This is a genomic window from Rhodopirellula sp. MGV, assembly GCF_002251265.1.
In the GTDB taxonomy this organism is placed as follows: Bacteria; Planctomycetota; Planctomycetia; order Pirellulales; family Pirellulaceae; genus Stieleria; species Stieleria baltica_A.
In genome coordinates, this window is the sequence record NZ_NPDI01000056.1 from 1 (window position 1) to 26,279 (window position 26,279).

Annotated in this window: 20 protein-coding genes and 1 tRNA gene; 17 read left to right on the forward strand and 4 right to left on the reverse strand. The window is 56.2% G+C overall.

All coding sequences use genetic code 11. The features are described 5' to 3' along the window. Positions 1-86 precede the first annotated feature (86 nt). The 5 genes from CGZ80_RS20380 (at position 87) to CGZ80_RS20400 (ending at position 4,765) form a co-directional block, all read left to right on the forward strand. Complete coding sequence (locus tag CGZ80_RS20380; protein ID WP_094417534.1) at positions 87-926, forward strand: purine-nucleoside phosphorylase; 840 nt, start codon at positions 87-89, stop codon at positions 924-926. Beyond that, positions 923-1,819, forward strand: coding sequence for a purine-nucleoside phosphorylase (locus CGZ80_RS20385; RefSeq protein ID WP_094417535.1), 897 nt, complete (start codon positions 923-925; stop codon positions 1,817-1,819). The genes CGZ80_RS20380 and CGZ80_RS20385 overlap by 4 nt, the downstream gene beginning before the upstream one ends. Then, a complete protein-coding gene (locus tag CGZ80_RS20390) occupies positions 1,776-2,609 on the forward strand; it encodes a tributyrin esterase (protein WP_233148551.1) in 834 nt (277 codons plus the stop codon). The genes CGZ80_RS20385 and CGZ80_RS20390 overlap by 44 nt, the downstream gene beginning before the upstream one ends. Before the next feature lie 26 nt (positions 2,610-2,635). Next, on the forward strand, positions 2,636-3,736 hold the full coding sequence (locus tag CGZ80_RS20395; RefSeq protein ID WP_094417536.1) for a hypothetical protein: 1,101 nt from the start codon (positions 2,636-2,638) through the stop codon (positions 3,734-3,736). A gap of 132 nt (positions 3,737-3,868) precedes the next feature. Then, positions 3,869-4,765: a hypothetical protein gene (locus CGZ80_RS20400; RefSeq protein ID WP_094417537.1), complete on the forward strand. Its 897-nt coding sequence runs from the start codon at positions 3,869-3,871 to the stop codon at positions 4,763-4,765. A gap of 10 nt (positions 4,766-4,775) precedes the next feature. Here CGZ80_RS20400 and CGZ80_RS20405 read toward each other — a convergent pair whose 3' ends face one another. Continuing rightward, complete coding sequence (locus CGZ80_RS20405) at positions 4,776-6,779, reverse strand: CocE/NonD family hydrolase (protein ID WP_094417538.1); 2,004 nt, start codon at positions 6,777-6,779, stop codon at positions 4,776-4,778. A 264-nt stretch (positions 6,780-7,043) separates the two neighbouring features. Between CGZ80_RS20405 and CGZ80_RS20410 the strand changes: the two genes are divergently transcribed. The 5 genes from CGZ80_RS20410 (at position 7,044) to CGZ80_RS20430 (ending at position 12,623) form a co-directional block, all read left to right on the forward strand. Further along, on the forward strand, positions 7,044-8,210 hold the full coding sequence (locus tag CGZ80_RS20410) for a lactonase family protein (protein ID WP_158222796.1): 1,167 nt from the start codon (positions 7,044-7,046) through the stop codon (positions 8,208-8,210). A gap of 48 nt (positions 8,211-8,258) precedes the next feature. Next, entirely contained in the window at positions 8,259-9,395 is a 1,137-nt protein-coding gene (locus CGZ80_RS20415) for an alpha/beta hydrolase-fold protein (RefSeq protein ID WP_158222797.1), read from the forward strand. Positions 9,396-9,428: 33 nt separating this feature from the next. Further along, positions 9,429-11,975 (forward strand): ATP-dependent helicase HrpB, encoded by a 2,547-nt coding sequence (gene hrpB / locus CGZ80_RS20420; protein WP_094417541.1) that lies wholly within the window; start codon positions 9,429-9,431, stop codon positions 11,973-11,975. Between the two features lie 108 nt (positions 11,976-12,083). Then, on the forward strand, positions 12,084-12,299 hold the full coding sequence (locus tag CGZ80_RS28105; protein ID WP_094417542.1) for a hypothetical protein: 216 nt from the start codon (positions 12,084-12,086) through the stop codon (positions 12,297-12,299). 238 nt (positions 12,300-12,537) lie between these two features. Beyond that, positions 12,538-12,623 (forward strand) — tRNA-Leu (locus CGZ80_RS20430). Between the two features lie 18 nt (positions 12,624-12,641). On the opposite strand, the gene CGZ80_RS20435 is transcribed toward CGZ80_RS20430, so the two are convergent. Continuing rightward, on the reverse strand, positions 12,642-13,307 hold the full coding sequence (locus CGZ80_RS20435; RefSeq protein WP_094417543.1) for a DUF3179 domain-containing (seleno)protein: 666 nt from the start codon (positions 13,305-13,307) through the stop codon (positions 12,642-12,644). Between the two features lie 415 nt (positions 13,308-13,722). Between CGZ80_RS20435 and CGZ80_RS20445 the strand changes: the two genes are divergently transcribed. The 3 genes from CGZ80_RS20445 (at position 13,723) to CGZ80_RS29025 (ending at position 18,050) form a co-directional block, all read left to right on the forward strand. After that, entirely contained in the window at positions 13,723-16,017 is a 2,295-nt protein-coding gene (locus CGZ80_RS20445) for a glycoside hydrolase family 2 protein (RefSeq protein ID WP_094417545.1), read from the forward strand. A 330-nt stretch (positions 16,018-16,347) separates the two neighbouring features. Further along, positions 16,348-17,466: a GH39 family glycosyl hydrolase gene (locus tag CGZ80_RS20450; protein WP_198953748.1), complete on the forward strand. Its 1,119-nt coding sequence runs from the start codon at positions 16,348-16,350 to the stop codon at positions 17,464-17,466. Then, positions 17,463-18,050, forward strand: coding sequence for a GH39 family glycosyl hydrolase (locus CGZ80_RS29025; protein WP_255407722.1), 588 nt, complete (start codon positions 17,463-17,465; stop codon positions 18,048-18,050). The genes CGZ80_RS20450 and CGZ80_RS29025 overlap by 4 nt, the downstream gene beginning before the upstream one ends. A gap of 102 nt (positions 18,051-18,152) precedes the next feature. Here CGZ80_RS29025 and CGZ80_RS20455 read toward each other — a convergent pair whose 3' ends face one another. Both CGZ80_RS20455 and CGZ80_RS20460 read right to left on the reverse strand, forming a co-directional pair. Further along, the gene (locus tag CGZ80_RS20455) at positions 18,153-18,353 is read right to left on the reverse strand and encodes a hypothetical protein (protein ID WP_094417546.1); all 201 of its coding nucleotides are present in this window, start codon (positions 18,351-18,353) and stop codon (positions 18,153-18,155) included. After that, a complete protein-coding gene (locus tag CGZ80_RS20460; RefSeq protein WP_094417547.1) occupies positions 18,331-19,167 on the reverse strand; it encodes a hypothetical protein in 837 nt (278 codons plus the stop codon). Before CGZ80_RS20460 ends, CGZ80_RS20455 begins: the two co-directional genes overlap by 23 nt. A gap of 738 nt (positions 19,168-19,905) precedes the next feature. Between CGZ80_RS20460 and CGZ80_RS20465 the strand changes: the two genes are divergently transcribed. From CGZ80_RS20465 to CGZ80_RS20480, 4 genes are all read left to right on the forward strand, one after another. Continuing rightward, positions 19,906-21,666: a GspE/PulE family protein gene (locus tag CGZ80_RS20465; RefSeq protein ID WP_094417559.1), complete on the forward strand. Its 1,761-nt coding sequence runs from the start codon at positions 19,906-19,908 to the stop codon at positions 21,664-21,666. A 433-nt stretch (positions 21,667-22,099) separates the two neighbouring features. Then, entirely contained in the window at positions 22,100-23,212 is a 1,113-nt protein-coding gene (locus CGZ80_RS20470) for a type IV pilus twitching motility protein PilT (protein WP_094417548.1), read from the forward strand. Positions 23,213-23,328: 116 nt separating this feature from the next. Continuing rightward, positions 23,329-25,056 (forward strand): GspE/PulE family protein, encoded by a 1,728-nt coding sequence (locus CGZ80_RS20475; RefSeq protein WP_094417549.1) that lies wholly within the window; start codon positions 23,329-23,331, stop codon positions 25,054-25,056. Continuing rightward, positions 25,056-26,276 carry a prepilin-type N-terminal cleavage/methylation domain-containing protein gene (locus tag CGZ80_RS20480; protein WP_198953750.1) on the forward strand — a complete coding sequence of 407 codons (1,221 nt, stop codon included), beginning with the start codon at positions 25,056-25,058 and terminating at the stop codon, positions 26,274-26,276. The genes CGZ80_RS20475 and CGZ80_RS20480 overlap by 1 nt, the downstream gene beginning before the upstream one ends. Positions 26,277-26,279 lie beyond the last annotated feature (3 nt).

Genomic DNA, 26,279 nt, shown 5'->3' on the forward strand with positions numbered 1-26,279 from the left:
TGGTTTTCTCCCCCTCCCCATCGATCGCATTTCGTCCGATGATGTCAGGGTTCCGTCCACTCCGCCCAACACTGATTCCACTCGGCATGTTAGACCTGTTTGACAAAATCGAAGAAGCGGCCCAAGCAATCACTGCCGTGTTCCCCGAACCACCCAAGGTGGCGATCATTTTGGGAACCGGGCTCGGCAACCTCGTCGAACAAATCGATGTGAAAGCTTCGATCGACTACGGCGATATTCCACACTTCCTTAAATCCACCGCGACCAGCCACCGTGGTCGCCTGGTATGTGGTTACTTAGCCGGCGTCCCGATCGTTGCGATGGAAGGACGCCACCACATGTACGAAGGCTATCCGCTGAAGCTGATCACGCTTCCCGTTCGCGTCTTCAAACGGTTGGGCGCAGAGCTGTTGATCGTCAGCAACGCTTGTGGCGGTTTGAACCCGTATTACAACTCGGGCGACATCATGGTGATCGACGACCAAATCAACTTGATGGGCGATAATCCGTTGATCGGAATTAACGACGATCGTCTCGGCCCCCGCTTTCCCGACATGTCGGCTCCTTATGATCCGGCCTGGATCGACCGCACGATCGCGATCGGTCGCCGCGCCGATATCCACCTGCATCGTGGCGTATTCGTCGCCGTCGCTGGCCCCAACCTCGAAACTCGCGCCGAGTACCGCTTCCTTCGCACGATCGGTGCGGACGTCGTTGGAATGAGCACGGTGCCGGAAACGATTGTTGCCAACCACTGCGGACTAAAGACGCTGGGGCTGAGCGTGATCACCGACATGTGCCTACCCGATTCGCTGAAAGAAGCCAACGTGGAAGAAATCATTGCGATCGCCAATGACGCGGCACCGCGGTTGCAGCGGATCGTCTCGGACGTCGTCCAAGAGGCTGGCCAAACGAGGATCGCATGAGCGAACGAACCGAGCACCACAATCAACTCGCTCAAGCCGTCGCATTTGTTCAGCATCGTTGTCCCGACTTCGCGACGTCGCCAAACGCTGACCTGACCGGCATCGTACTGGGAAGCGGCTTGGGCGCGCTGGCAGACAAGATCGAATCCACCGTGGCAATTCCGTTTGCGGAAATTCCCGGATTCGGAAAGTCCACTGCCAGTGGTCACCGCGGACAATTGATCCTCGGAAATCTGGATGGCTCAGCGGTTGTCGCCATGGCCGGTCGACTTCATCGATACGAAGGCTGGTCCAATGAACAGGTCGCCTTCCCGATCGAAGTGATGGTGGCTCTCGGGATCAAACGCTTTATCGCAAGCAACGCGGCCGGCGGTGTTAATCCCAAATTATCAGTCGGTGATGTCGTCATCATCACAGATCACATCGATTGGCTGCATGACCGACAGCAAAAAGCATTGGCCAATCGCAGAACCAATTCGGACGCTGGGCAAGAGTTTCTTGGACGAGCACCACAACCTTACTCGTCCGAACTAGCCGAGATCGCACTGGCCGCGTCACGCGAACACGCGTTTTGTGCCGTCAAAGGAACCTATTTGGCAACGCTTGGACCGACCTATGAAACTCGGGCCGAGTACCGAATGATGCGGAAAATTGGTGCTGATGTGGTGGGCATGAGCACAGTGCCGGAGGTTTTGGTCGCGGCAAAAGCAGGAATTCCTGTACTTGCCCTATCAATTGTCAGCAATGTAGCGGATCCAGATCGGGCGATTGTGGCCGATCACAGCGAAGTATTGCAGGCAGGGGACGCGGCAGCGGTTAAACTGGAGCACATTGTTCGCAGAGTGACCCATGCCGCACGTACCAAAACCATCAGGCCCAAGGCCGCCGATTAGCTCCGTTCTGGATTCGGAAACCGAAATCAAGAGCGATACCGAAGCCGTTTTTGATAGCGAGTCGCGTGACTTGTTGTCATCGGAAGGCTTGCGCTTTTCGATGCAACGATTGACCGACGCTGAGCTGCGGACCGCGATTCACTCGATCCCGACGAACGATCGCGATGAGAAACTCGCGAGAATCGAAATCGACGACGCCACCGGCCAGCACGCCGCACTGATGCGTTTGGATCACCCGATCAAATTGCGTATCAACGGGTCGCTCGGTGACTATGCGTTCGCACATCACCGTCAAGTCGTCGTCAAAGTGTTCGGCAATGTTGGTCACGGTGTCGGCGAAGGCATGGCCAGCGGATCGGTTCGAATCCGCGGAAACGCTGGCCATGGTGCCGGCACCGCGATGACCGGCGGTACTTTGGCCGTTTATGGTTCTGCCGGTGACCGCGCCGGAGCGGCGATGCGTGGCGGTGGGCTGTTTGTCCGCGGCAATGCAGGGAACGAAGTCGGACTGGGCGCGATCGGCGGTACGATTGTGATCGGTGGTGATGCGGGCGAAAACATCGGCGACCCGCTCAGTGATGTCGCGGTCTTTATCCGCGGCAATGCGGCCAGCCTTGCCGAAGGTGTCACACAAACGAAACTGCGTAAAAAACAAGAAGTCCAACTTGGACTGCTGTTGATCAGCGCCGGAATCCGTGGCGACGCATCCGATTTCCAACGCATCATCCCCATTGCAAAACTGGACGCCGAACGTTCCGCTCGCGGCGAAGTCGTCCCCAACTGGCGGTAACGCCATCAACTACGTCGAGGATACCAATGGGCGCGGATCGCTTTGCCGGGCTTCATCTTTTGCCACCCAAATGCACCGAAGTTTGGACCAGCAGCCACCTGGCATCGCCCAAACGAGTGATTCGTCGTGTCGATGATACGAACGTTTCGATTGCCTTGCCGCTGTTCTGGTATGACCCGCCCTGGATCGATCTGCCACCGATCATCGCCGCCAGGCTTGCGGCATCGGTCGCAAACATGGATGTCACCGTTTCAGCATTGCACCGTGACCTCACTGACGACGACGATCAAACGGGCGAATTGTTCCAACCGATCGAAGGCGATGATCCGCTGACGGCTTCGGCACCGCCCCGCTATCTGCCACGGATGACGCCCTACCGAATCGAACGCTACGGGTTCGTCTCGCAAGATTTCGATCATGCCCAAGTGATCGACGTCAGACTGTCGCCATCACGTGACAGCTCGGGACGTTTTGCATATTCGCCCGGCCAAATGCAACGCTGGGAACGATCCCCCGCTGACTCACCGATCTCCGGCGGTGGCTATGTCGCCGCATCGACCTTCCCTGCGGACATTATCACTGTCGAACAGGCGAAAACAAAACTCGAACAGCTCCGCCGGCTTGCGCCAACTGCAGCCGTGTTTATTTCGATCACGTCGTATCGCTTGGAAGAAGAGCTATCCGCCGCCATTGCCGCGCATCCCGATGGGCTGATCCTTCGACTGGACGAAACCGAATTCGAAGGCCTTCAACTAGCCGGAATCGTCTCCGGAACTCGTGAATTCTTGCGTCGAAAAAAACTCAGCCATCTTCCGCTGTGGGTCGTCCCCGGTGAAATCACCGTCGATGACGTTTCGAAATTGATCGCGTTGGGGGCCAGCGCAGTTGCGATTGATTCATGGTGTGCGCCGCTACTTGATGTGATCCAAGAAGAACTCCAACACGCCCATTCGTACGAACCCGTGCTCCGCGAAATCCCGACTATGGTTTCGCATCACTTGTGGAGCGACATCGACCGTGTTGTCGGTTTGTGCTCGTCAATCGACCTCGACAAACCGACCCAAGAACGCCTTGGGACATACCACGCGAAATGGGCCAAAGCTTGTAATGCGACGATGCTTGCATAGTCTCTTTGATCCCGTTTCGACGCTTCGTTGGACTTGGCGAAAAGCCCCCACGTCATAAGAGCTACAATAAAGCAAACCGGCGGCGTCCCCATCAACTCGCGCCCCTCCCCAACGCTCAATCAGGTATTCCAAATGTGGAAATCGATCCGGCGGCATTCCGTCGTCACTGGCGTCGTCTTGACCACCTGCTTTGCCGCCAACAGCCCCGCTGACGCGCAGGAACTTGTGGTACCAAATGTGGAAGCCCGCGACGAACCTGCTGACCACGAACTTCATCCACCATCAGTCGTTTCGCCACCGTCGTTGCAATTCGAGGGCAACCGGCCGAGCAACTTGTTTCGAGACTACCAGCCTGATTTCGAAGGCCCCCCGAACAACACGCGGCGTCCTCAACAAACCATCCAGCGCCGGATGCCCGAACCGCAACACATGCCCGACGCCGTCCGCGAGGCGATCGAACGGTCTCGCCAAGGGTCTGAACGTCAACGGGAACAGGTCGAACGCTTGGCGATGGAAGTCCGCGAACTAGAGGTCCGTCGCGAAGAACTGCGCCGTGAAATCGAACGCCTCGAACGCGAACGAATCCACCTCAACGAAACCCGCGTGCACGAACAGCATGTGCGAGCCGAGCGTGAGCGAGAAATGCACGCCGAGCGTGAACGAGAAATGCATGCCGAGCGTGAACGGGAAATGCATGCCGAGCGTGAACGAGAAATGCACGCCGAGCGTGAACGGGAAATGCATGCCGAGCGCGAACGGGAAATGAGAGCTGAGCATGAACGACAGCAGCAAGCCGAGCGAGAACAACAGGACAACGAACGACGCTTGCATTCCGCGTTCGAAGCCTTAGAAATCGCGGGCAAGCTTCCCAGCGATGTCGTACTCGAGGTGCTAACCAAAACTGTCGGCGAGATCAAACATCCCGAGGTCCGACAGCGAGTCCGACAAGCAATTCTTAGGATCGCCGTCGAATCAGGCGACGTTGATCGTGCGACCGACCAACTGCGAAGTCTGCTCATCGAACCTTAAACGAAAGGCCTCATTTTGTGAGCGGCCATCGCGCCGACGTCACAATGCCCTGCACGTCTGACAATTCGATCACGCGGCTGACGTTCAACAGATCAGGCGCGTCGCGGTTAGAGCGAGGCAAGTCAACGCTCCCAAAATAAGCGACCTCTTCCGACATCAGCGATGCATAGGCGGCCAACACCGCCGCATCTCCCTCACCACTTAACGTGATTGAACCGGTATGTAGCGAGGGGAATTGCCGTAGAGCTTCGACGCCTCGGCAAAGATCATAGATTTGCATCCCCGCCAATGTCTGCCCCAACAGCATGTACCTCCGTCGCAAATGCGTCCGCGACTTCACGACCTCCGTCGCCCGTGTCGGCCCGACATCACGCGGCATCAAAAACGCTTGGTTACACGAGCAGGATTCGTCGATGATCGAAGCGACCAATGACGGATCCGGGATGACGTTCGTGAACTGCTCTGGAAACAAATGGGCAAGTGCGGGAGCATACGCTCGATAGCTTGCTTGATCTAACACGACCACTTCGGTAGGCGCCATTCGATCTTTTGCCCTGCAAATCGTCAGTGCTGTCAAGCGATACGGTGACTGAGTGGTGTATTCGAACACGTGACAATCGGCACCGGCTTTCGGGCCTGTCACGTCCTCGATCTCAAGTGCCTCGTGATCAGTGGGCCAACCGTGGAACGTCATCGCGTGAAGCTTGTCGATGATCAACCGGATCTCTTCCGGTGACTCAAACGGCGTGCCTGGATCGACCGTTTTCGTAAAGCTCTCTTGGATCGTGGTGACATGCTCGTCTTCGGGAATCGTATCGAAGACCTTCAAGTCTCGCTGCGGAAACATCGCGGTTGCGGCGTCTTCGATCAAGTCCTCCGTTCCGCGAAGGTGTCGATTCATAAACCGAAACTCTCCCATCCGCAACTCTTGCGTGTCCTGGTGCGGGCCTTGCGTCAGATGCAACCCAAGTTGCTCATCAGCATCGTACAACTGGTAGATTTTTCGCACGTTGCGATGCAGGTCGATCACGCCATCAAGTGGAAAAATACTGTCGCGGTCACTGTTGCTGATCAACAAGGGCCGGGGTGCAATCAATGCCGCAACCTTGTCAAAGTCCCAACGGAATCGATTCACCATGTACATGCAATCGCAATGACCTTCGACGCAACCGTCGACGACATGATTCTTCAGATTCGTGATTCCGGCCACAGGCACAGCCGCACGAATTCGATCGTCGATCGCGGCTACCCACCAGGAATACGCCCCACCACCGCTGCGGCCACTGATGCCGATCCGATTCACGTCGACTTCTTGACGTCGTTCCAAATAATCGAGAGCTCGCACACCATTAAAGGCCTCCACACCGGCAGGCGTATAGCCGCGGTTATTCCACCACCACATTCCTTCGCGATACGTTCCGTGGTGAATGCCTTCGATTTCCCCAAGCTGGATGGTGTCGATTACCAAGCAAACAAAACCGTTCCTCGCATACCAAGCACCATGGTGTTGGTAGTGCGTTTTGTTGCCAAGACTCACGCCGTTTTCGACAACCCGCCCATGCCCACAGACATACAAGATTGCCGGCAACGGTTTCGACTGCGTGGCTGGTCGATAAAAGTTGGCCGTCACGTAGAGCCCTGGCAACGATTGAAAGTACACATTCTCGACAATCACTCCCTCGGACTCATGACTGCCCGTGATCGTTGCCTTGAGGTTGCCGCGGGGCGGAAACGGGTTCAACCCAAGCATCTCCAGCAGTTCGCCTTTCAGCTTGTCACGAGCGTTTGTCCAGTCCTCCAGCGCTTCTATACCGGCCAACGACTTTTGGCTCAGCAACTCTGACTCGCGGTGAAAGTACTCTGCGACCAATGCATCTCCGTCAGACGTCTCTTCCTGCGACTGCAGTGTTCCCTTTTCCTGCGACTGGAGGGGCCCAGCTCGAAAGCAAAACACGCCAAGAAAGATTGCGAAAATCAAGACGACAAACGGCGGGCGATCAATACGGCAAGCCATGGCGGGACCTAGTCACAATAGAATGTTGGGCGGGTGGCAGCGTCGCAGAATACGCATCATGATAAACTGTCCCTCGCACCCCGGTTGCCTCGCTGCCTTCCTAACCTCCTGTTGATTTTCGAGTGTCACCTTTTACTCAGCGAGAGTAACGTTCTCTGCCGCTGGTTTTGCGGAACAGAACACGACAGAGGGACAGGGTAACTCTGAATATCAACAGGCCGCTAATACCTCTCCCCGCCTCGAATGGTTCGATTCAATTTCATCATGCCAAACATTAATCGACTGCTTGCTGTCGCGTTGCTCGTCTTCGCCCCCCACTGCGGACTCCGCCTGGCAAATGCGGAAACGCTGGCTTACTTCGGCACCTACACTTTGGGCGGCTCAACGAGTGAAGGAATCTATGTTTGCTCGATTGATGAACAGACAGGCGAGCTATCGTCACCACGCCTAGCGGCCAAAGCGTTGAACCCATCCTTTGTCGCGATCTCCCCAAACGGAAAATCGTTGTACGCCGCATCCGAAGCTTGGTCGGCGACGGATGCCGGTCCCGCGAAAACGGTCGGAGTCATCGCGTTTTCCATCAAAGCGGACGGCACACTCGAAAAGTTATCGGAAGCCGCGACAGGCGGTCTTGGCGCTTGCCATGTTTCCGTTGACCCGACCGGGCAATGCGTTGGCGTCGCCAACTACACGGGCGGAAGCTGTGCCTTGTTCAAAATCAATCCAGACGGATCACTCGTCTCGCCCGGCGATTTCCATCAGCATCACGGAAGCAGCGTCAATTCCAGTCGTCAAGAATCGCCACACGCACACTCCATCAATTTCAACGCAACAGGAACTCAAGCGATCGTCGCGGATCTCGGCACCGATCAGCTTCTTGAGTATGACGTGAACTTGGGATCGGCCGTGATGTCGCCTTCGAAACAAACCGCGTTGGAACTGCCACCGAGCGGTGGCCCGCGGCACTTTAATTTCGCACCTTCGGGCAAGCTCGCGCTCACCAACCTCGAACTGACTTCCCAAGTCGCGTTGCTGGGGTACTCGGCTGAGAAGAAAACGCTTTCACTCGGCACCGTGATTTCCACGCTGCCTGCCGGTGCAAGTGCCAAAGGAAACTCAACCGCCGAATGTTTGTTTCACCCCAACGGCCAGTTCGCCTACGTTTCCAACCGCGGGCACAACTCATTGGCCGTCATTCGTGTCGATGCGGAAAATCAATCGATCGAGTTGCTTGAAAACGTTTCCAGCGGCGGCGAAATTCCGCGTGGATTTGGGATCACGCCTGATGGGAGATTTCTGGTCGTTGCAAACCAACAAACGGGAAACGTGATCTCACTGCGAATTGACCCTAAGTCGGGATCGTTGACGCCAACCGGAAGTGAAATCAACATCGGTGCCCCGGTCAACGTGCGTTTTCTCCAACGAAACTAGACTCGTCCATCACCCACCTTCAACCAACCCTCAATGGTGACACGTATCATGCCTCGTCTCCTATTCTTTGCACTTCTATCGATGTCGCTCCTGTCGACGAACGTTTTTGCCCAACGTCTAAAATCACCCGAGGTCAATGCCAACGGCACGATCACGTTTCGCGCGGATTTCAGCGACGCACAATCGGTCGAAGTCCAGTTCAATCGAGTTGCAGAAGACTTGGCGAAAGTGATCCTGGAAAAAAACGACGCCGGTAAATGGGAAGGCACGTCGAAGCCGATGGAACCTGGGATCTACGAATACACGATGCAAGTTGACGGCATCAAGCAACTCGATATTCGCAACCGCTGGGTCAAGAAGTGGTACACGCTCGAAAACTTGGTCGAAGTCCCCGGCCAACCACCCTTGGTAACCGAACGCCAACCCGGGCCACACGGTACCCGGCACTTACATGTTTATCATTCGCCCGTGACCGAGTCCCTGCGTGACGTCGTTGTTTATACGCCGCCAGGGTACTCAGAAAACCCCGAGGGCAGTTACCCTGTGCTGTTTCTGCTGCACGGTTTCGGTGATGACCAAACCGCTTGGACAGAAATTGGACGTGCTCATGCGATTGCCGACAACTTGATCGCAAGCGGTAAAGCACGGCCGATGTTAATCGTCATGCCATACGGGCATCCCGTTGAACTGCCGCACGGAAACCGAACTCGCGAACAAGGCAGTCAATACAATGTGGATAACAATCGCCTGATGCAGCGCGATCTGGACGAGGTCCTGATGCCGTGGGTCGCGAAAAACTATCGTGTGATTGATCGGCTAGATGCTCGCGCCATCGCCGGACTTTCGATGGGTGGCGGACACTCGATTCGCACGGCATTGGGTACAAACGATTTCGCCTACGTCGGTGCCTTCAGTGCGGCCGCCCCTGGCGTTGATGCACTCAGCGAAATCGCGGTCGACTTGGACCAATTCAAGAAGCAAACCCGTCTGTTCTGGATCGCGTGCGGCAACGAAGATTTTTTGTTGCAGCAAAATCACCGCTTCATCAAACAGCTTGAAGAAGAATCGGTCGATCACCAATACGTTGAAGGCGAAGGCGGACACAATTGGGACGTTTGGCGAGATGACTATTTACCGACGTTTCTGCCGATGCTATTCCAAGGCGACGTAGACTCGGGCAAGTAATTGCCATCAAGCAATGAGGAAGTGATTGAGGGAATGGACATTGAATCGCTGCCCATCGATGATTGCTTGGGCGATTTAGTTTCGGCTTTAACCGCCAGCAAACCGGTTATTCTGCGCGCCCCACCTGGCGCTGGCAAAACGACCGGCGTACCACCAGCGATTCTCGATTCCGAACTCGGCGATCTTGGCCAAGTCCTGATGCTCCAGCCGCGGCGTCTGGCCGCGCGCGCCGCGGCGATTCGGCTCAGCCGGCTCGTCGGTGAAAAGCCAGGCCAAACGTACGGGTACCACGTCCGTTTCGATCGCAAGGTCTCGTCATCGACCAAATTTGTCTCGATGACCTCGGGAATTCTGTTTCGACAACTCTCGTCCGACCCGCTCCTCGAAAACGTCGGATGTGTCATCATCGACGAATTCCACGAGCGTTCCATCGAAGTCGACTTGGTGCTGGGAATGCTTCAGCGGATCCGATCCACCCTCCGGCCAGAGCTCCGCTTGGTTGTGATGAGCGCGACATTGGATACCGAACCGATTGAAAAATTAATCCCGGATGCCACGATCATTCAAAGTGACGGACGCGCGTTTGATGTCGATATTCGCTACGACAAATCGTTAACGCCTGTCCGGCAAACGGCCAGGGATTTGGCCGATAAGGTGTCGCAGGTTTTGCCCACCGCAGTGCGTGAAAGCGATGGCGACATCCTGGTCTTTTTGCCTGGCATCGGCGAAATCGTCCATACGGCGACCCAAATCGAATCGCTCGCAAAAAAACACTCGATCGATATCTTTCCACTTTACGGTGACTTGCCGGCCGAACGCCAAGACGACGTGCTGACCCCATCGGAACGCCGCAAAATTGTCTTGGCGACCAACGTTGCCGAAACCTCAATCACCATCCCTGGGGTCAAGTGTGTCATCGATACAGGGCTGGCACGCCAAGCGGAATTTGATCCCAGCATCGGGCTGTCCAAGCTACAGATGCGTCCGATTTCAAAAGCGTCTGCGGACCAACGTGCGGGACGCGCCGGCCGTACCGCACCGGGAATCTGTTTTCGACTTTGGCCGCAAGCGTCACATCGCAGCCGCTTGGACCACACCCCTCCCGAAGTCTTGCGGTCCGATTTGTCGACCGCGATCTTGCATTTGACTGGCTGGGGTGAGCGTAACCCGTTCGACTTTCCCTGGGTCACGATGCCAACCGAAGATTCGGTACAGCTCGCCCATCGTCAGTTGCATTTGCTCGGCGCGATCGATGACGACAACCGTCTGACTTCGCTCGGCCAGCAACTGATTGCGTTGCCCGTCCACCCACGGCTCGGTCGACTGATCCTTTCCGCTGTCGAACAAGACTGTGTCGAACACGCTGCAATTGCCGCCGCATTGCTCTCGGAACGTGATCCGTTTCGGCGTCAAACGGGGCGTTCAAGTCGCGAATCAGAAATCGAAAGCGACTTGATCGATCGCGTCTTGCGGTTGGAACGCTTCTTCAAAGGCGTCCCCGACGACCAGATCAAACGCGTGTCAGCACACCATGTCGAAAACGTCGCCCGCCAGCTCTGTAAGTTAGTCCCCGAGGACCTCGCCATCGATCCAGCGGCTTCCCAGCGTACCTTCGAAGAACGCGTGTCCCGCACACTGCTTGCCGCGTTTCCCGACCGGCTCGCCCGACGCCGAAATCCTGGTTCACCCAAAGGCGTGATGGTCGGTTCACGCGGTGTGCAACTGGACCGCGATAGCGCCGTACGCACCAGCGAGTTTTTCCTGTGCCTCAACGTTGACGGCCGCGGCGCCGACGCGAACGTGCGCATGGCGTCAGCGATCGAACAAGCATGGCTGCCCAATGAATGGGTTGATGAACGGCAAGAGAAATTCTTTCACCCGTCAATGAAGGCCGTCGTCGCACGACAACGCAGCTACATTCTTGACTTGATGATCAATGAGAATCCCGCGACAGCGATTGCTGATGAAGAATCAGCAGCGTTGTTGTACCAGCAAGCACACGTGCGGCTGGGGGACGTTTTGCCAGACGATCAAGCACTCGCCGGATACCTTGCCCGCTGGAGATTCCTGGATCAGTATCGCGACGAAACCCTCGGCCCCGATTCACTGCCCATCACGTCAGAAGACGCACTCGATCAAGTGCTGACGCAGCTTTGTCAAAGCAGCTTGTCGTTCAAAGACTTGCAAAAGGCGCCGTGGCTGGACCATCTACGTGGCCTGCTAAGCTACCAACAACAACAGTGGCTGGACGCCCAAGCTCCCGAAGCGATCGAAGTCCCGAGCGGAAATCGAATTCGACTCACCTACGAACTCGGCAAGCGGCCCATCTTGGCCGTTCGCATCCAAGAGATCTTCGGTTGGAAAACGACACCGAAATTGGCAGGCGGATCGACGACAATCCAACTGCACCTGCTCGGCCCCAACTATCGTCCACAGCAGATCACCGATGACTTGGAGAGCTTCTGGAAGTCCACTTATCACGAAGTCAAAAAGGAACTGAAGCGTCGCTACCCAAAACATTTCTGGCCCGATGACCCAGCCTCCGCATCGGCAACACGTAATGGGCTGAAGCCGCGATAAAAAAGCATCCTATTTTGCTATTGGTACGATTACGCAAATGGCATAAACTTTTCGCGTAGTCGAAATCAGATGTTCTTTTTGAGCCCCAACTGGTCCAGGACGACAACGATGCATGCAGCCTCACCACCGGCAAGAATTGTATCGAACGACGCGGACGCGGGCCCGCAATCGCACATGAAGTCACGTCTTGCCGAACTGGCTCGCCGTGTCGACCAACAAGGCAAACGTGTCGCCGCTGCCAGCGGCTATGCGAAACGGTATTCGATCGCACGAGGCGATCAAAACGGATTGCAGGATGCGATCCGATCGGATGGATCCGTTTGACCAGGATGTCGCTCTTATTGCTCCCCAGCGGTCCGCTTGGACCGCTGGGGATGCGATTCTTTTTACAGGGTCAACCTGAACCCTGAATGTTCACCGGCTGTCTTGCCGATGAAATGAAACTCGCGAGTCAAAAAACGGTCGCGTAGAATCGATTGCTTGGTGCGTTCAGACTGCTGTGCAAACAGACGTCGTGTCGCTAAAACTATTGCCAGACGCAATCACCATTCAATCAAGAAACGCCCGGGTGGTGGAATTGGCAGACACAGGGGATTTAAAATCCCCCGGCCATATACGGCTGTGCGGGTTCGAGTCCCGCCTCGGGCATTCTTTCTTTAAGACACGCTACGGAATCCAAACCTTCGTTTCGCTGTTGTCGCGTCGCCATGCTCCCCATGTTGTTCGTTCGAACGGAAGGTCACTGAGTGGCAACAACTTGCTGGTTTGCGCGTACAGCTCTCCATTAAGCTCCACCACCATTCGGTTATAGATATCCAAACCGCCAATGTTCATCGCGATGGAGTTGTCACTTTCGTCGGTGACCACACGGACACAATTTGCGAGGTCGCAATAAGTCACGGTCACCGGTTGGTCATCCAACATCATGTTGATGATGTGGTTCTCTGGCGCCGCCATCGGTTTGATTAGCAAGGCACACTCAACGCCCTCGACCTTGACGCCGATCACTTCGTCGCTGTCTTCAAGGTTCGCTTCGCTAGCGTCGACGAGGTGGGGATCTTTCAACCCATCGATGCTGATCAAGGCTTGCAGCGGAGGATGTTTTTCATTCCCCTCCATTGCCTGATCGATCTCCCGTTGTTCTGCCAGCTCCTGTGCACGCTGGGCTTTCGAAACGGGGCGCAACGCCAAATGACGTTGAGGCGAGAACGTATTGATCTGGTAGGCGCAGTAGGCCAGCGGAATCGAAGCGCAAATGATGACGCTAGCCAATACGCCACCGAGTATGTTTTTTCGAGTCGAGTTTGAAAGGAAGGAGCGGGGACGTGACATAGAAAATGAAAATCTCTTGGTGCAAAACGAGTCTCCACAACAGTGCTCGCTTATCGTTAACTAACACAGGATACGAGCGTGGCGACCGGCATTCCGATGAATTAAACAATCCAAATGCCGATTCATCCGGCGATCCCACAAGGTGCACCAATAGCCCGCTATCGCGACTTAATGCGCCTTCGCGTTCGCGTAATGCATGTCCAAATACATCCATTCCTGTGGGGGTTTTCGCGGCAACGTCGTCGATATCGCGAACGTGAAACGGGCGACTTCGATGCACCACCAGCCTCGACAATGCTGACCGCTACTGGGAACGGATCGAAGCATGATTACGGACCCTCTCATGGCCGTGCAGCTCACGAAAGCTAAGATATTGGGTCCTCGATTTCCCCCTTACGCTACTCAGTCAGGTCCTATGAAACTGGATTTCAAACATACAAGCTCGCTGTTGTCCGCAGCGTTGCTCTCGTTAGGGCTCTCCAGCGCGACGCCCCCGACTTCCCTTTACGCCCAAGAAATCTCTGACACCTGGAAATTCAGCCTCGAACGCCCTGCGGGTGATTGGACCGATACCGACTTCGCCGCAGAGGGTTGGAAAGACGCTCAAGCCGGCTTGGGTTCGCGCGGTACCCCCGGCGCTCGTCTTGGAATGGAATGGACGACCAACGATGTTTGGTTGCGCAAAACCTTCACCCTTGAAAGCGTTCCGGCCAGACCTGCGATCCTGATTCACCATGATGAAGAGGCCGAGATTTATATCAACGGCGAATTGGCCGTTAAAGTTGACGGTTACACAACCAAGTACGAACTGGTCACGATCCCGGAATCCAAACGCAGTTTGCTGAAGACCGGCGAGAACCTTCTTGCGGTTCACTGCCACCAAGAGCGTGGCGGACAATACATCGACGCGCACGTGGTAGACGCTGAGAATGTTCCCGAACTGCCTCCGCCACCTCGCGTCACGAAACCCTACGAATCGGACCTGATCACCAAATGGGGTGAAGCACTGACAGCCGATGACGCCTGGACCGAGTACCCGCGCCCCCAAATGGAACGTGCGTCATGGACGTGCCTGAACGGGAACTGGGACTATGCGATCACCGAAGCCGACCAAAACGACGTGCCAAGCGATTGGCAAGGCGAGATCTTGGTTCCATTCTGCTTGGAATCCAAACTTGGCGGTGTCCACCGACTGCTTCACGAAAGCGAGGCCCTCTGGTATCACCGCACGTTCAACGTCGAATCGGTCAGCGACCAACGCACCTTGCTGAACTTTGAAGCGGTCGACTATCGCTGTGAAGTATTCGTCAACGGAAAATCTGTTGGAACTCACATCGGTGGCAACACGCCCTTCGCCCTGGACGCATCCGACGCGATCAAAGTCGGTGAAAACGAACTGGTCGTCCGTGTCGAAGACGACACCGAGGCATGGCAATTGCGTGGCAAGCAAGTCCTAAACGCAAACGGCATTTGGTACACGCAAGTTTCGGGGATCTGGCAAACCGTTTGGCTGGAACAGGTCGCGCAAAACTACATCGAAGAACTGGAAATCAGCACCGATGCCGACAAAGGCACCATCACGGTGGAACCAGAACTGGTCGGTAGCGGCGCAATCAAAGTCGTTGTGAAAGATGGCGACAAAGTTGTTAACGAAGCGTCGGGCAACGGCAGCCTCACACTGCAAATCGCCAACGCAAAACTGTGGTCTCCCAACTCGCCACATTTGTATGGCCTGGAAGTCCACTTGCTCGATGCCAGTGGCAACGTTGTTGACCAAGTCAATTCTTACGCCGGAATTCGTAGCGTCGGCAAAACCAAAGACGAGGACGGCAATTGGCGATTCACCCTCAACGGCGATGTGATCTTTCACTGGGGACCACTCGACCAAGGCTGGTGGCCAGACGGATTGCTGACGCCGCCTTCCGACGAAGCGATGTTGTTTGACATCGAATGGCTCAAGAACGCTGGGTTCAACATGATCCGTAAGCACATCAAGGTCGAACCGCGACGCTATTACTATCACTGCGATCGACTGGGCATGATGGTTTGGCAGGACCAAGTTAGCGGTGGTCAGAATTGGCCCGCATGGACTCGACTGCAACCGAACCCCGTCGATGGTGAATGGCCGGATGAACATCACCAACAGTACATGGATGAACTGGAATGGATGATCGACTCGCTCGAAAACCACCCCTCAATCGTTTGCTGGGTTCCATTCAACGAAGCTTGGGGCCAACACCGCACTGTCGAAGTCGGCAAGTGGACGGCCAAACGCGACCCAAGCCGTTTGGTCAATATTGCGAGCGGCGGCAACTTCTGGCCCGCCGGTGACATCGTCGACGCGCATGCCTATCCGCACCCGAACTTCCCCTACAACCAAGGCCAAAACGGTCGCTTCGATGACTTCATCAAAGTCATGGGCGAATTCGGCGGACACGGCTACGCTGTACGTGATCACCTCTGGGAAGAAAATCGCGGCAACTGGGGTTACGGCGGATTGCCGGAGTCCAAAGAAGAATACGAGGAACGCTACGCGACCTCGCTGGAAAAACTGAATGAGCTTCGCAAAGGCGGCATCGCAGCGGGCGTCTACACCCAAACGACCGACGTCGAAGGCGAAATCAACGGCTTGATGACTTACGATCGAAAGGTCATCAAAATCCCAGCGGAAAGCCTCAACAAGATGCACCAAGTATTGTTTAACAACTAACAAGTTGTCGAATCAATGAATCTTTCGAAATGGCCGGTCGTGAAAGCGACCGGCCATTTTTTTGCGCTATGAGCATCTGCCGCGGGATTCCTCAGCCGCAACGTGATCGCCTGCGATAGGGTGCCGCTTGGTGTTTGGGTTTGTTTTGGCAGGCGGGAGCCTGCGAAACATTTGCGTGCGAGGCAGAGCCTCCGCACGAGTCACGTTGGCGAGTTCACGTTGTCGGGGACGGCACCCACCACTCGCGGTACAATCGCGATTCCTCGTCTCGATCGCGATGCGGTGTTGCCATTGCGATCGGTGATCCTCCGCCCCACACCGGAATCTCAAATGAAAACCTCTCTCGCCAAACCGTTGTTATCAATCGTTGCGGCAACTGTCGGATGCTTTGCGTTTTCCACCAACGCTGCGGTTTCGCAAGACAGCTTTAACGTCAACGTTGAAGTGGACGCGGCTGAAACGATCGGGGAACTCAAACCGATCTGGCGGTTCTTTGGCGCTGACGAACCGAACTATGCAACGATGAAAGACGGCCAAACGTTGCTCGAAGACCTTGGCGAGCTTCGTCCGCAACAAGTCTATTTCCGAGCCCACAACCTGCTGACAACCGGCGATGGGACTCCAGCCCTGAAATGGGGTTCGACTGATATTTATCGCGAAAATGAAAACGGAGATCCGATCTACAACTGGCGTATCGTTGACGGAATCTTCGATTCGTACCTCAAGCGTGGCGTTCGGCCATACGCACAAATCGGCTTCATGCCTCAAGCCCTTTCGACGCATCCCGAACCGTATCGACACCATTGGCGTCCCGGCATGCCGTACCAACAGGTCTACACCGGCTGGAGCTATCCGCCAAAGGACTACGACAAATGGGGCGAACTGGTTTACCAATGGGTCAACCACTGTGTCGAACGCTACGGACGGGAGGAAGTCGAAACCTGGTATTGGCAGACGTGGAACGAGGCCAACATCGGATACTTCCGCGGTACCGATGAAGAGTTTCGCAAGCTCCATGACTATGCGATCGCCGGCGTACGACGCGCCCTTCCAAACGCGCGTGTTGGCGGCCCCGACTCGGCTGGCGACGGTGGAAACTGGACGCGAAAATTCCTCGACCACTGCTTGCACGGAACCAATTACGCGACGGGGGAAAAAGGCACGCCCATCGACTTTGTTTCCTTCCATGCCAAGGGAGCCCCGCGGTTCATCGACGGTCACATCCAGATGGGAATCGCCAACCAACTCCGCACGATTGACGACGGATTTCGCATCGTCGCTTCCTTCCCCGAACTCAAATCGACTCCGATTGTGATCGGCGAATCCGACCCCGAAGCTGCGCCGCCTGCCAAGGCCCAATGTTTTCATACCGAAATGGCACCGTCTACTCGAGCTACACGGCGGCGAGCTTCGCGCGCAAACATGACCTCGCCGATCGCCATGGCGTGAACCTGGAAGGCGCCCTGTCATGGTCCTTTACCTTTGAAGACCAACCGTACTTCGCAGGCTTTCGACAGATGGCAAGCAACGGATTGCCACTGCCCGTCTTCAACGTCATGCGAATGTTCAGCCGGATGGGCGAGCAACGCGTCGCAGCATCCAGCGACCATGCGATCCCCCTGGATAAGATCCTGAAAGACGGCGTGCGTGGCGAACCCGATGTCGGCGTACTGGCGAGCAAAAGCGATCAAACAAACCAGCTGACCATGATGGTATGGCACTACCACGATGACGACGTTGCCGGTTCCGACGCGAACGTGTCGCTTCGGTTGGCGGGGTTACCCACCAACGTCACGACGGCGAACCTCAAACATTTCCGCGTCGATCGTTCTCACAGCAACGTGTACACCAGATGGTTGACCATGGGTTCGCCCGTCGCACCGAACACGATCGAGTATCGGCAGCTGCAACAAGCATCTCAATTGACCGAAGTCGCGACTGCCCCCAAGCAAATCGAACTGAGCGACGGCAATGCAGAGCTGGAATTCACACTGCCACGCCAAGGCGTTTCGCTGATCGTTCTCAACTGGTAACGCAAACGGGCGATGGCAACACGAAAGAAGCCGACCGTGGGATCCATGGTCGGCTTCTGAATTATTGTCGGCTTTTGTTTTTTGAGTTCGTCAGGTCGTCGCTTAAGCGAAATGATCGACCGTGGTGACGACTGCGGCGCTCGGGCGGGCCGAAATCGTTCGCCAATGATCGGGAGCCCAACGGCTGTATTCGATGAACATCGCGATCACCGCAATCAACATGAACAACATGCTCATCACCAGCATGACGGTGTAAACGCTCGGCGGCTGCTTGGCGTTATCATTCGATGGAAGTGTCGACACGGTCACCCTCCAGGATAAATCCTTCGCTGTAGTCTTTCATGATTTCGGCAACGGCGCGATCGGGTTCAGTTTTTACCACTCGCAGCCGTCCGATGTAACGATCATCACGGGTCACGTCCAGTTGATGTCCGGCGCGAATGCCGTCGTCTTGTCCGATCGAAACTTCGACCAACCCCTTGTTGCGGGTCACGACCAAAACGTTTCCGTTGCGATCCGGTGGGGCACCGTCAAGCGGAGCTTTGGGGTCGATGCCCATATGATCCGCTACTTCACGGAAGCGGGTCAGCTCAGCAGCCAAGTTCTTGTTACGTTCGTCCAACTCCATTCGCACGCCTTGTGCTTCGCTGAGCTTGTCTTGCAAGACCAGCGTTTGTGCGAACAGGTCGTCACGATTCTTTTGCTCTTGAGTGACTTGTTCACGAAGACGTTTGTTGGCGTCTGTCAGCTCTTGCAGTTGCTCAGCCTGAATCTTGTCGGTCTCCGTCAGGTTGGCCAACTTTTCATCCAGCTTTTGAATGCGGCCAATACGGTCCGCCAAGTCGTCGTTCAGTTGGTCAAGCTGCGTTTGCAGTGCGGCAAGCGAAGTCCGACGTGCGACCTGCTCGCGAGCCAACGATGCCTGGGCACGCTGCTGCGCGTCCTGAAGTTGTTCGTTCTGTTGGGCATAGGCTTCAATCTGTGCCTTGTACCCGGATGGACCGAGAACCACGTCCCGCCAGTTCCTGTGAGAGGCGTTGACCGCGAGCGCTAATCCCATAAACAGAATACTGAGTAGGAGAATAACGACGGTAAACGCTTTACCAAGTAACGTCATCTTAGAAGCTTTCCTGTTGCAGAAGCATTCCGGGCCAATGTTTGGTCGGGCAAATGGTCGGACGGACGGTTAACGAAGCGGCAGCAGAGCGCCGGATTTGAGTGGGACGAAAAGCCTGGTATGCCCACGCCAAAACTTTTGCAAAACTCGCTCTCGGAATCGGAGCTCACGTTTTCGCACTGCCGGAAGTATAGTTACCGCAATTTTCAACTGTCAACGAAATCGGAATGAAAAGCCCCAAAGCCACAGTTTCCCTATTTGGGTCAAACGAAAAGACCGGATTGCAATGAACTTGAGACGAGTTTTCCGATCGTAGGGATATCCCACGGGTACTCCCGCAGAGTGGAACGACCCTCATGCTTGGTCCATCAAGCGCATTTACGCCAAGGTTGGGATCAGCCCCATCGAAAACACACAACCGCTCGCTAGTGCGAATGCGGCTCGTTGCTCTGCTCCCCATCGGTCGCTTCGCGATCGCGTGCGGTTAAATGGCGACAACTCTCCCCATTCATTCGCGACGACGGATAGCGAACTCCCCAGCGGCAACACACCCCCGCTCGCTTGTGTGAATGCGGCTCATCGCGTTGCCGGTGGGATCTGTCTAAACCGCCCGGTTTGCGATTCATTCATTTCATCGTGACCGATTCACGATGTCAGATGTTATCCTGTGTGACAGAAGCGGCTGAACGTCGCGTCAACCCTCATCATCTTTGTCCCCCCAAAACCAAGCATTTCGATATGGGCCAAGCGATCCAAGACTTCACCGACCTGCTGCTCCGAAATGGCGTCATCAGCTTGGACCAGCTCTCCGAAGCCGAGCAGGTTGCCAAAGACACTTCGTCCGAAGTCGGCGCGATTCTGATTCAGATGGAATACGCCACGCCCGAAGAAGTCGCACAGGCGATGGCCAAATTCCACAAGATCCCCTATGTCGACCTTCGCGAAACGCGGGTCGCTGACGAGGTGATCGAATTGGTCCCCGAATCGGTCGCCCGGGAAAACATGGTCCTGCCCTACGCCGAAGAAGACGGCGCGCTGCGAATCCTGATCGCCGACCCGTTCGACTTGGAAACCATCGAAAAGCTGCGTTTTATCCTGAACCGCAAAATCGAGACCGCCCTCGCCCCTAAGGAAGCCATCCAAGGGGCGATCAACCAATACTACGGGCAGGTCGAAGGTGAATCGGCTGACTCGATGCTGCAGGAATTCACCGACACGGCGATCGACTTCACCGAAACCGACTCCGGCGAAGTCTCCGAGACCAAGGACGATGGCGACGAAAGTAGCGCCCCGGTCATCCGGTTGGTCAACTTGATGATCCAAGAGGCCGTCCAGCTGCGGGCCAGCGATATTCACGTCGAGCCCTTCGAAGAACGCGTCCGCATCCGCTATCGAATTGACGGCGTTTGCGTCGAACGCGAATCCGCCCCCCGCCGGATGCTCTCGGCACTTATCGCCCGCATCAAGATTCTCTCCAAGATCGACATCTCCGAAAAGCGGCGACCGACCGACGGCCGGATCAAGATCACGGTGGGTGACAAACAGCTCGATTTGCGGGTCAGCATCATCCCGACCAACCACGGTCAATCCTGCGTGATGCGTCTGCTCGACAAGGACAACATCAAAGTCGGTGTCCGTCAGCTCGGCCTGTCACAACGCGATTACCGAACCTTCAACTCGCTGATCCGCCGCCCCAACGGCATCATCCTGGTCACCGGGCCAACCGGTTCCGGAAAGACAACGACACTGTACGCGGCACTGAACGCACTCAACCGCCCCGACCGCAAGATCATCACCGCAGAGGACCCGGTCGAGTACTACTTGCCCGGCATCAACCAGGTCGAAGTCCGGCACAGCATCGGACTCGACTTCGCCCGCATCATTCGCTCGATGCTGCGGCAGGCACCCAACATCATCCTGGTCGGCGAAATGCGTGACCATGAGACAGCATCGATGGGCATCCAGGCCTCACTGACTGGACACCTGGTTTTCAGTACCCTGCACACGAACGATGCGCCCAGTGCCATCAGCCGTATGGTGGACATCGGAGTCCCATCCTACATGGTGGCTAGTTCCGTCATCGCCGTCCTCGCACAGCGTCTGGTGCGAACACTCTGCCCCCGCTGCAAGGTTCGCTACCAGCCGTCCGAATCGGTGATCGCCGACAGCATGCTGCCGCCTGAGATGATCGCCCAAGCGGAGTTCGCACGCGGCAAAGGCTGCCCGTACTGCGGACGGAGTGGCTACCGTGGACGAATCGGTATCTATGAACTGATGGTCATCAACTCGAAATTACGCGAGATGATGTTCAAGGGCGCCGACACCAAAACCATCCGCGTAGAAGCCATAAAGAACGGTATGTCAACGCTTTACGCCGACGGCATGCTCAAGGTGACACGCGGAATCACGACCTTCGAAGAGGTCTACCGGGTCGCCAAGCAGACCGAACAAGAAGGCCTGGCGCTCAACCACTTGGTGGAAGATCTCGACTCACTGTAGGCCTTTACTGGCGGGCACATCGCCGCTGACAAGGCCCCTGGCCGGGTGTGTTTTCACGGCATGGCGACCGTGAAAACACGGCCATCCCAAGCGGCTTTCCCAGTCCCGATCGCTACCACGGTGCTAGTCTGCACTACCAACTGTTTCTCAGATGGCTGGTTAGGTGTAGCGAACACACACGTCGGTCCTCCGCGTGACGCTCTGTTGGGGGGATGCACGTGAAGTTTCACGGTTTCATGCCATCAATTTTTGAAGTTTCGCGGTCCCGCGAACATAATGACGCCAGTTCGGGCATTCGCTGTTCTACTCCTCGCCATCTAACACACCGCCCGATAGCTCGCCAACTTGGCGTCCCGCTGCCAGCTAAAACCCTGGCGCCGCCAATTTGCCGAGACGAGCAACCGATCGATCACGCTCACGAAGGATTCAAACGATGGCAACTGTACTGATTGACAAGCTTCTGCAAGCCGCCGTGAAACAAGGCGTCAGCGACATTCACATCGTCGTCGGCCAGCCGCCAGTGTTTCGTCTGCACGGCCGGATGCGGAAACTGGAAACCAAAACGCTTGAGGCCGAAGACTCCGTCGCGCTGATGAAGTCGATCACGCCGGAACGCTGCCAACGCGAACTCCAAGAAACGGGTAGCACTGACTTTGGTTTCGCGTTCGGCGAACTGGCGCGCTTCCGGGTTTCGGTATTTAAGCAGCGTGGCTTCATCTCGATGGTGCTCCGCCAGATCCCCAACGACAAACTGACGCCGGAACAATTGGGCCTGCCCGAAGCGGTCGTCAAAATGGTCCACCGCCCACGCGGTTTGTTCCTGGTCACGGGGCCAACGGGGTCTGGTAAATCGACAACACTCGCCAGCTTGATCAACCTGCTGAACGAGACCGTCGACCACCACATCATCACGATCGAAGACCCGATCGAGTTTTATCACGATCACAAAATGAGCACGATCAACCAACGTGAAGTTGGCGTCGACGTGCCCAGTTTCTCTGAAGCGATTCGCCGCGCGTTGCGTCAAGACCCTGACGTGATCCTGGTCGGCGAGCTTCGTGACTTGGAAACGATCGAGGCGGCGATCAGTGCGGCCGAAACCGGTCACGTGGTTTTCGGCACGCTGCACACCAACAGTGCACAGGGCACCGTCAACCGGATCATCGACGCGTTCCCCGGAAACTTGCAGGACCAGATTCGGACGCAGCTGGCCAGTACCCTGATCGGTGTTGTCGCCCAAACCCTGTTGCCCAAAGTCGGCGGCGGACGCTGTGCGGCCTACGAAGTGTTGGTCGTCACCCCCGGCGTCGCCAACCTGATCCGTGAAAACAAAACCTTCCGGATCAGCAGCTCGATGCAGACCGGTGCCAAGTTCGGCATGCAATTGATGGACGACGCGCTGTTCCAACACTGGAAAGCCGAGCGGGTCAGCGTCGAAGACGTCCTTGCCAAGGCACACCGCCCGGACGACTTGGCAAAACGGATCGTGCAAGCCCGCCGTGGCCTGGACGATTCCCCCGTGCCAATCGGTGAAGACGAAAACTAGGACTGATCCGACTTTCGAAACCGACACAACCGCCGCCGAACACGCGGCATGCCGGCCGCCCGCCGGCGAACTGACTCACACGTTTCACTGAACCTTTCAATCGCAAGATCGCTTCCATGGCCCCACGTCGCATCGGACAGATCCTCGTTGACCTTGGCTTCCTCACCGACGAGCAACGCGACATCGTGCTCGAGGAGCAGGAGCAGCAACCGGGTGCGCTGTTCGGTAAAGTCGCCGAGGACATGCAGCTGATCACCGAGGAGCAGCTCGTTCAGGCCCTCGCCGAGCAGATGGGGATGCAAACGATCTCGCTGGAAGAGATCCAACTGGCACCCGAGCTGACCGAAAAGATCACCGAAACGATGGCTCAGCTCTATCGTGTGGTCCCGATCCGTTTCGAAGGCAACACCCTGACGGTTGCTACCTGTGACCCGCAAAACCTGAGCGTCCAAGACGAACTGCGGACGTTCCTCGGTTACGACATCGAAGTCCTGGTCTCCACCGAACGGGACATCAACCAAACCATCGGCCGCTACTACGACAGCGAGTCCGAGAGCGTCGAAAAACTCGTCGCCGAACTGGCCGAAGACGAAGAACTGAAAGCGGCGGTGTCCGCCCTCGATAGCGAAAAGTTCAACATCACCGACGCCGAAGCTCTCGCCGACTCGGCACCGGTCCGCAAGCTGCTCAACATGGTGCTGCTGCTGGCGATCAAAGACCACGCCAGCGACATTCACTTGGAACCATTCGAAGACGAGTTCCGCATTCGGATCAAAGCCGAAGGCGTGCTTTACGAAATGGTCCCGCCGCCACGTCACTTGGCATTCGCGATCACCACGCGGATCAAGGTGATGGCGAACCTGGACATCGCCGAACGACGCTTGCCACAGGACGGCCGGATCGAACTGATGGTCGGTGGCCACCCCGTCGACTTGCGGGTCAGCGTCCTGCCGACGATCTTTGGCGAAAGCGTCGTCATGCGGGTTCTTGACCGCTCAGTCGTTAACCTGTCGCTCGAAAACGTCGGCATGGACGAAGCGACGATGAAGACGTTCCGCGAAGCGATCGACCGCCCCAACGGCATCGTCCTGGTGACGGGCCCAACGGGTTCCGGCAAAACCACAACGCTGTATTCGTCCTTGTCGGAAATGAACGACATCAAGGACAAACTGATCACCACCGAGGACCCCGTCGAATATGACATCGACGGCATCATCCAAATCCCGATCGATCATGACGTCGGCGTGACCTTCGCCAGCTGCTTGCGTGCGATCTTGCGGCAAGACCCGGACATCATCCTGGTCGGCGAAATCCGTGACTTGGAAACCGCCGAGATCGCCATCCAAGCCGCACTGACGGGCCACCTGGTATTCAGCACACTGCACACCAACAGCGCCCCCGCGACGATCACCCGCTTGAAGGACATGGGCATCCCTGCCTTTATGACCTGCGCGACCGTGGAAGCGATTCTTGCACAGCGACTCGTCCGCCGGATCTGTACCAAGTGCCGCGAAGAAACCAAGGTCAACAAAGACCTGCTGTTCGAACTGGGCATGAAACTGGAAGACGTCGCCGGCAAAAAGTTCTTCAAAGGGATCGGCTGCGACCAGTGCAACAACACCGGGTACAAGGGACGGATCGCGTTGTTCGAACTGATGATCATGAACGACAAGATCCGCGAGATGGTCATGGCCAACTCGTCGACCGACGAGCTGCGTGAAGAAGCCGAACGCAACGGGATGACGGCACTCCGTGATGCCGGATTGGCGATGGCGTATGACGGCGTCACCACCTTGGACGAAGTCGTCCGCGAGTCACAAAATTCGACAAGCGGAACGGAATGATGAGAGTGGTACAACCGACAATCGCTGGCGACCGAAACCGGTGGCAGATCAGATTCACGAAGCGTCCCAGCGAAGGCTTCACGCTCGTCGAGCTCCTAGTCGTGATCGCCATCATCGGAGCCATCGCCGCCATCGCCATCCCGGCGGTCGGCATCGTGATGCGTACCGCTCGCTCAGCTGCCATGCGAGCTGAGCTTGGGAACATGCAATCAGGGATCGACAACTACCTCACCAAATACGGTGACTATCCCCCAGACTTCTCAAGCTGGAATGTTGTTAAACGCCACTACCTTAAAATTTTTCCAGATATCGCCGACAGCGAACTTCGCCTGCTCTATCGCCTTTGTGACGGCTATGCAGATAACGATGCCAATCAAATGACCCAAATGCCCAGTGCCGCAGGATTCGATCCCACGGCGTTGGATAGAGCTGAAGCATTGGTCTGGTCGCTAGGCGGATTTAGTGCGGACAAGCAATTCCCGTTCACTGGCGCGGGCGGTCCATTAGTCGTCATTGACGAGACAATCACCGGTGCTCGTGAAAATCCTGCGAACGTCGAATACAACCCAACGCGAAATGCACCTGAGGTTGACTTTTCACCCGATCGTCTTTCGATCAAGCCAGTTGGCCCCGGAGCACGGACTTATACCAACCGCGTATTAAGCGCCGATGCCGATGGAACGAACAACCCGAACGATGTCTTCCCAACCTATTCCCTGAAGGCTGGATCAAGTCCGATCGTTTACTTTGACTCGCGCACTTATGCGTACAACCACGGCACCGCTGCGGCGCCGATTATGAATGGCTACTCACGTGTCACCAATGACAGTGCCACTGGCTATGACGGCGTTCGCCCGGTCTTTAGCACAACACGTGGACAAGATCCGACAGGTGCCAACTACGGATCCATCGAAGCCGCTTTGACTGGCTGGCAATTTGAAAAGCCACAGAGCTACCAACTGCTTTCTCCCGGTCTTGATGGCTTGTATGGGGAAGTCGTCGATGACGTCCCCAGCAATGATCCGACCGCTGATACGCCCGTCTATTTTCGCACAGATGGTCGCATGATTCGCCCTGACGCCAACGCCGCGACGCCAGATGCGTTGGTTTGGGGTGTCCAGCGTTTTGACGTGACGGGAATCGTTAGCCGCTCTTTGAATCCATTCCTAGACAACACAGCTAACTTCATCGACGGCGCATTTGGCGATTCGCTGGAATAGAAA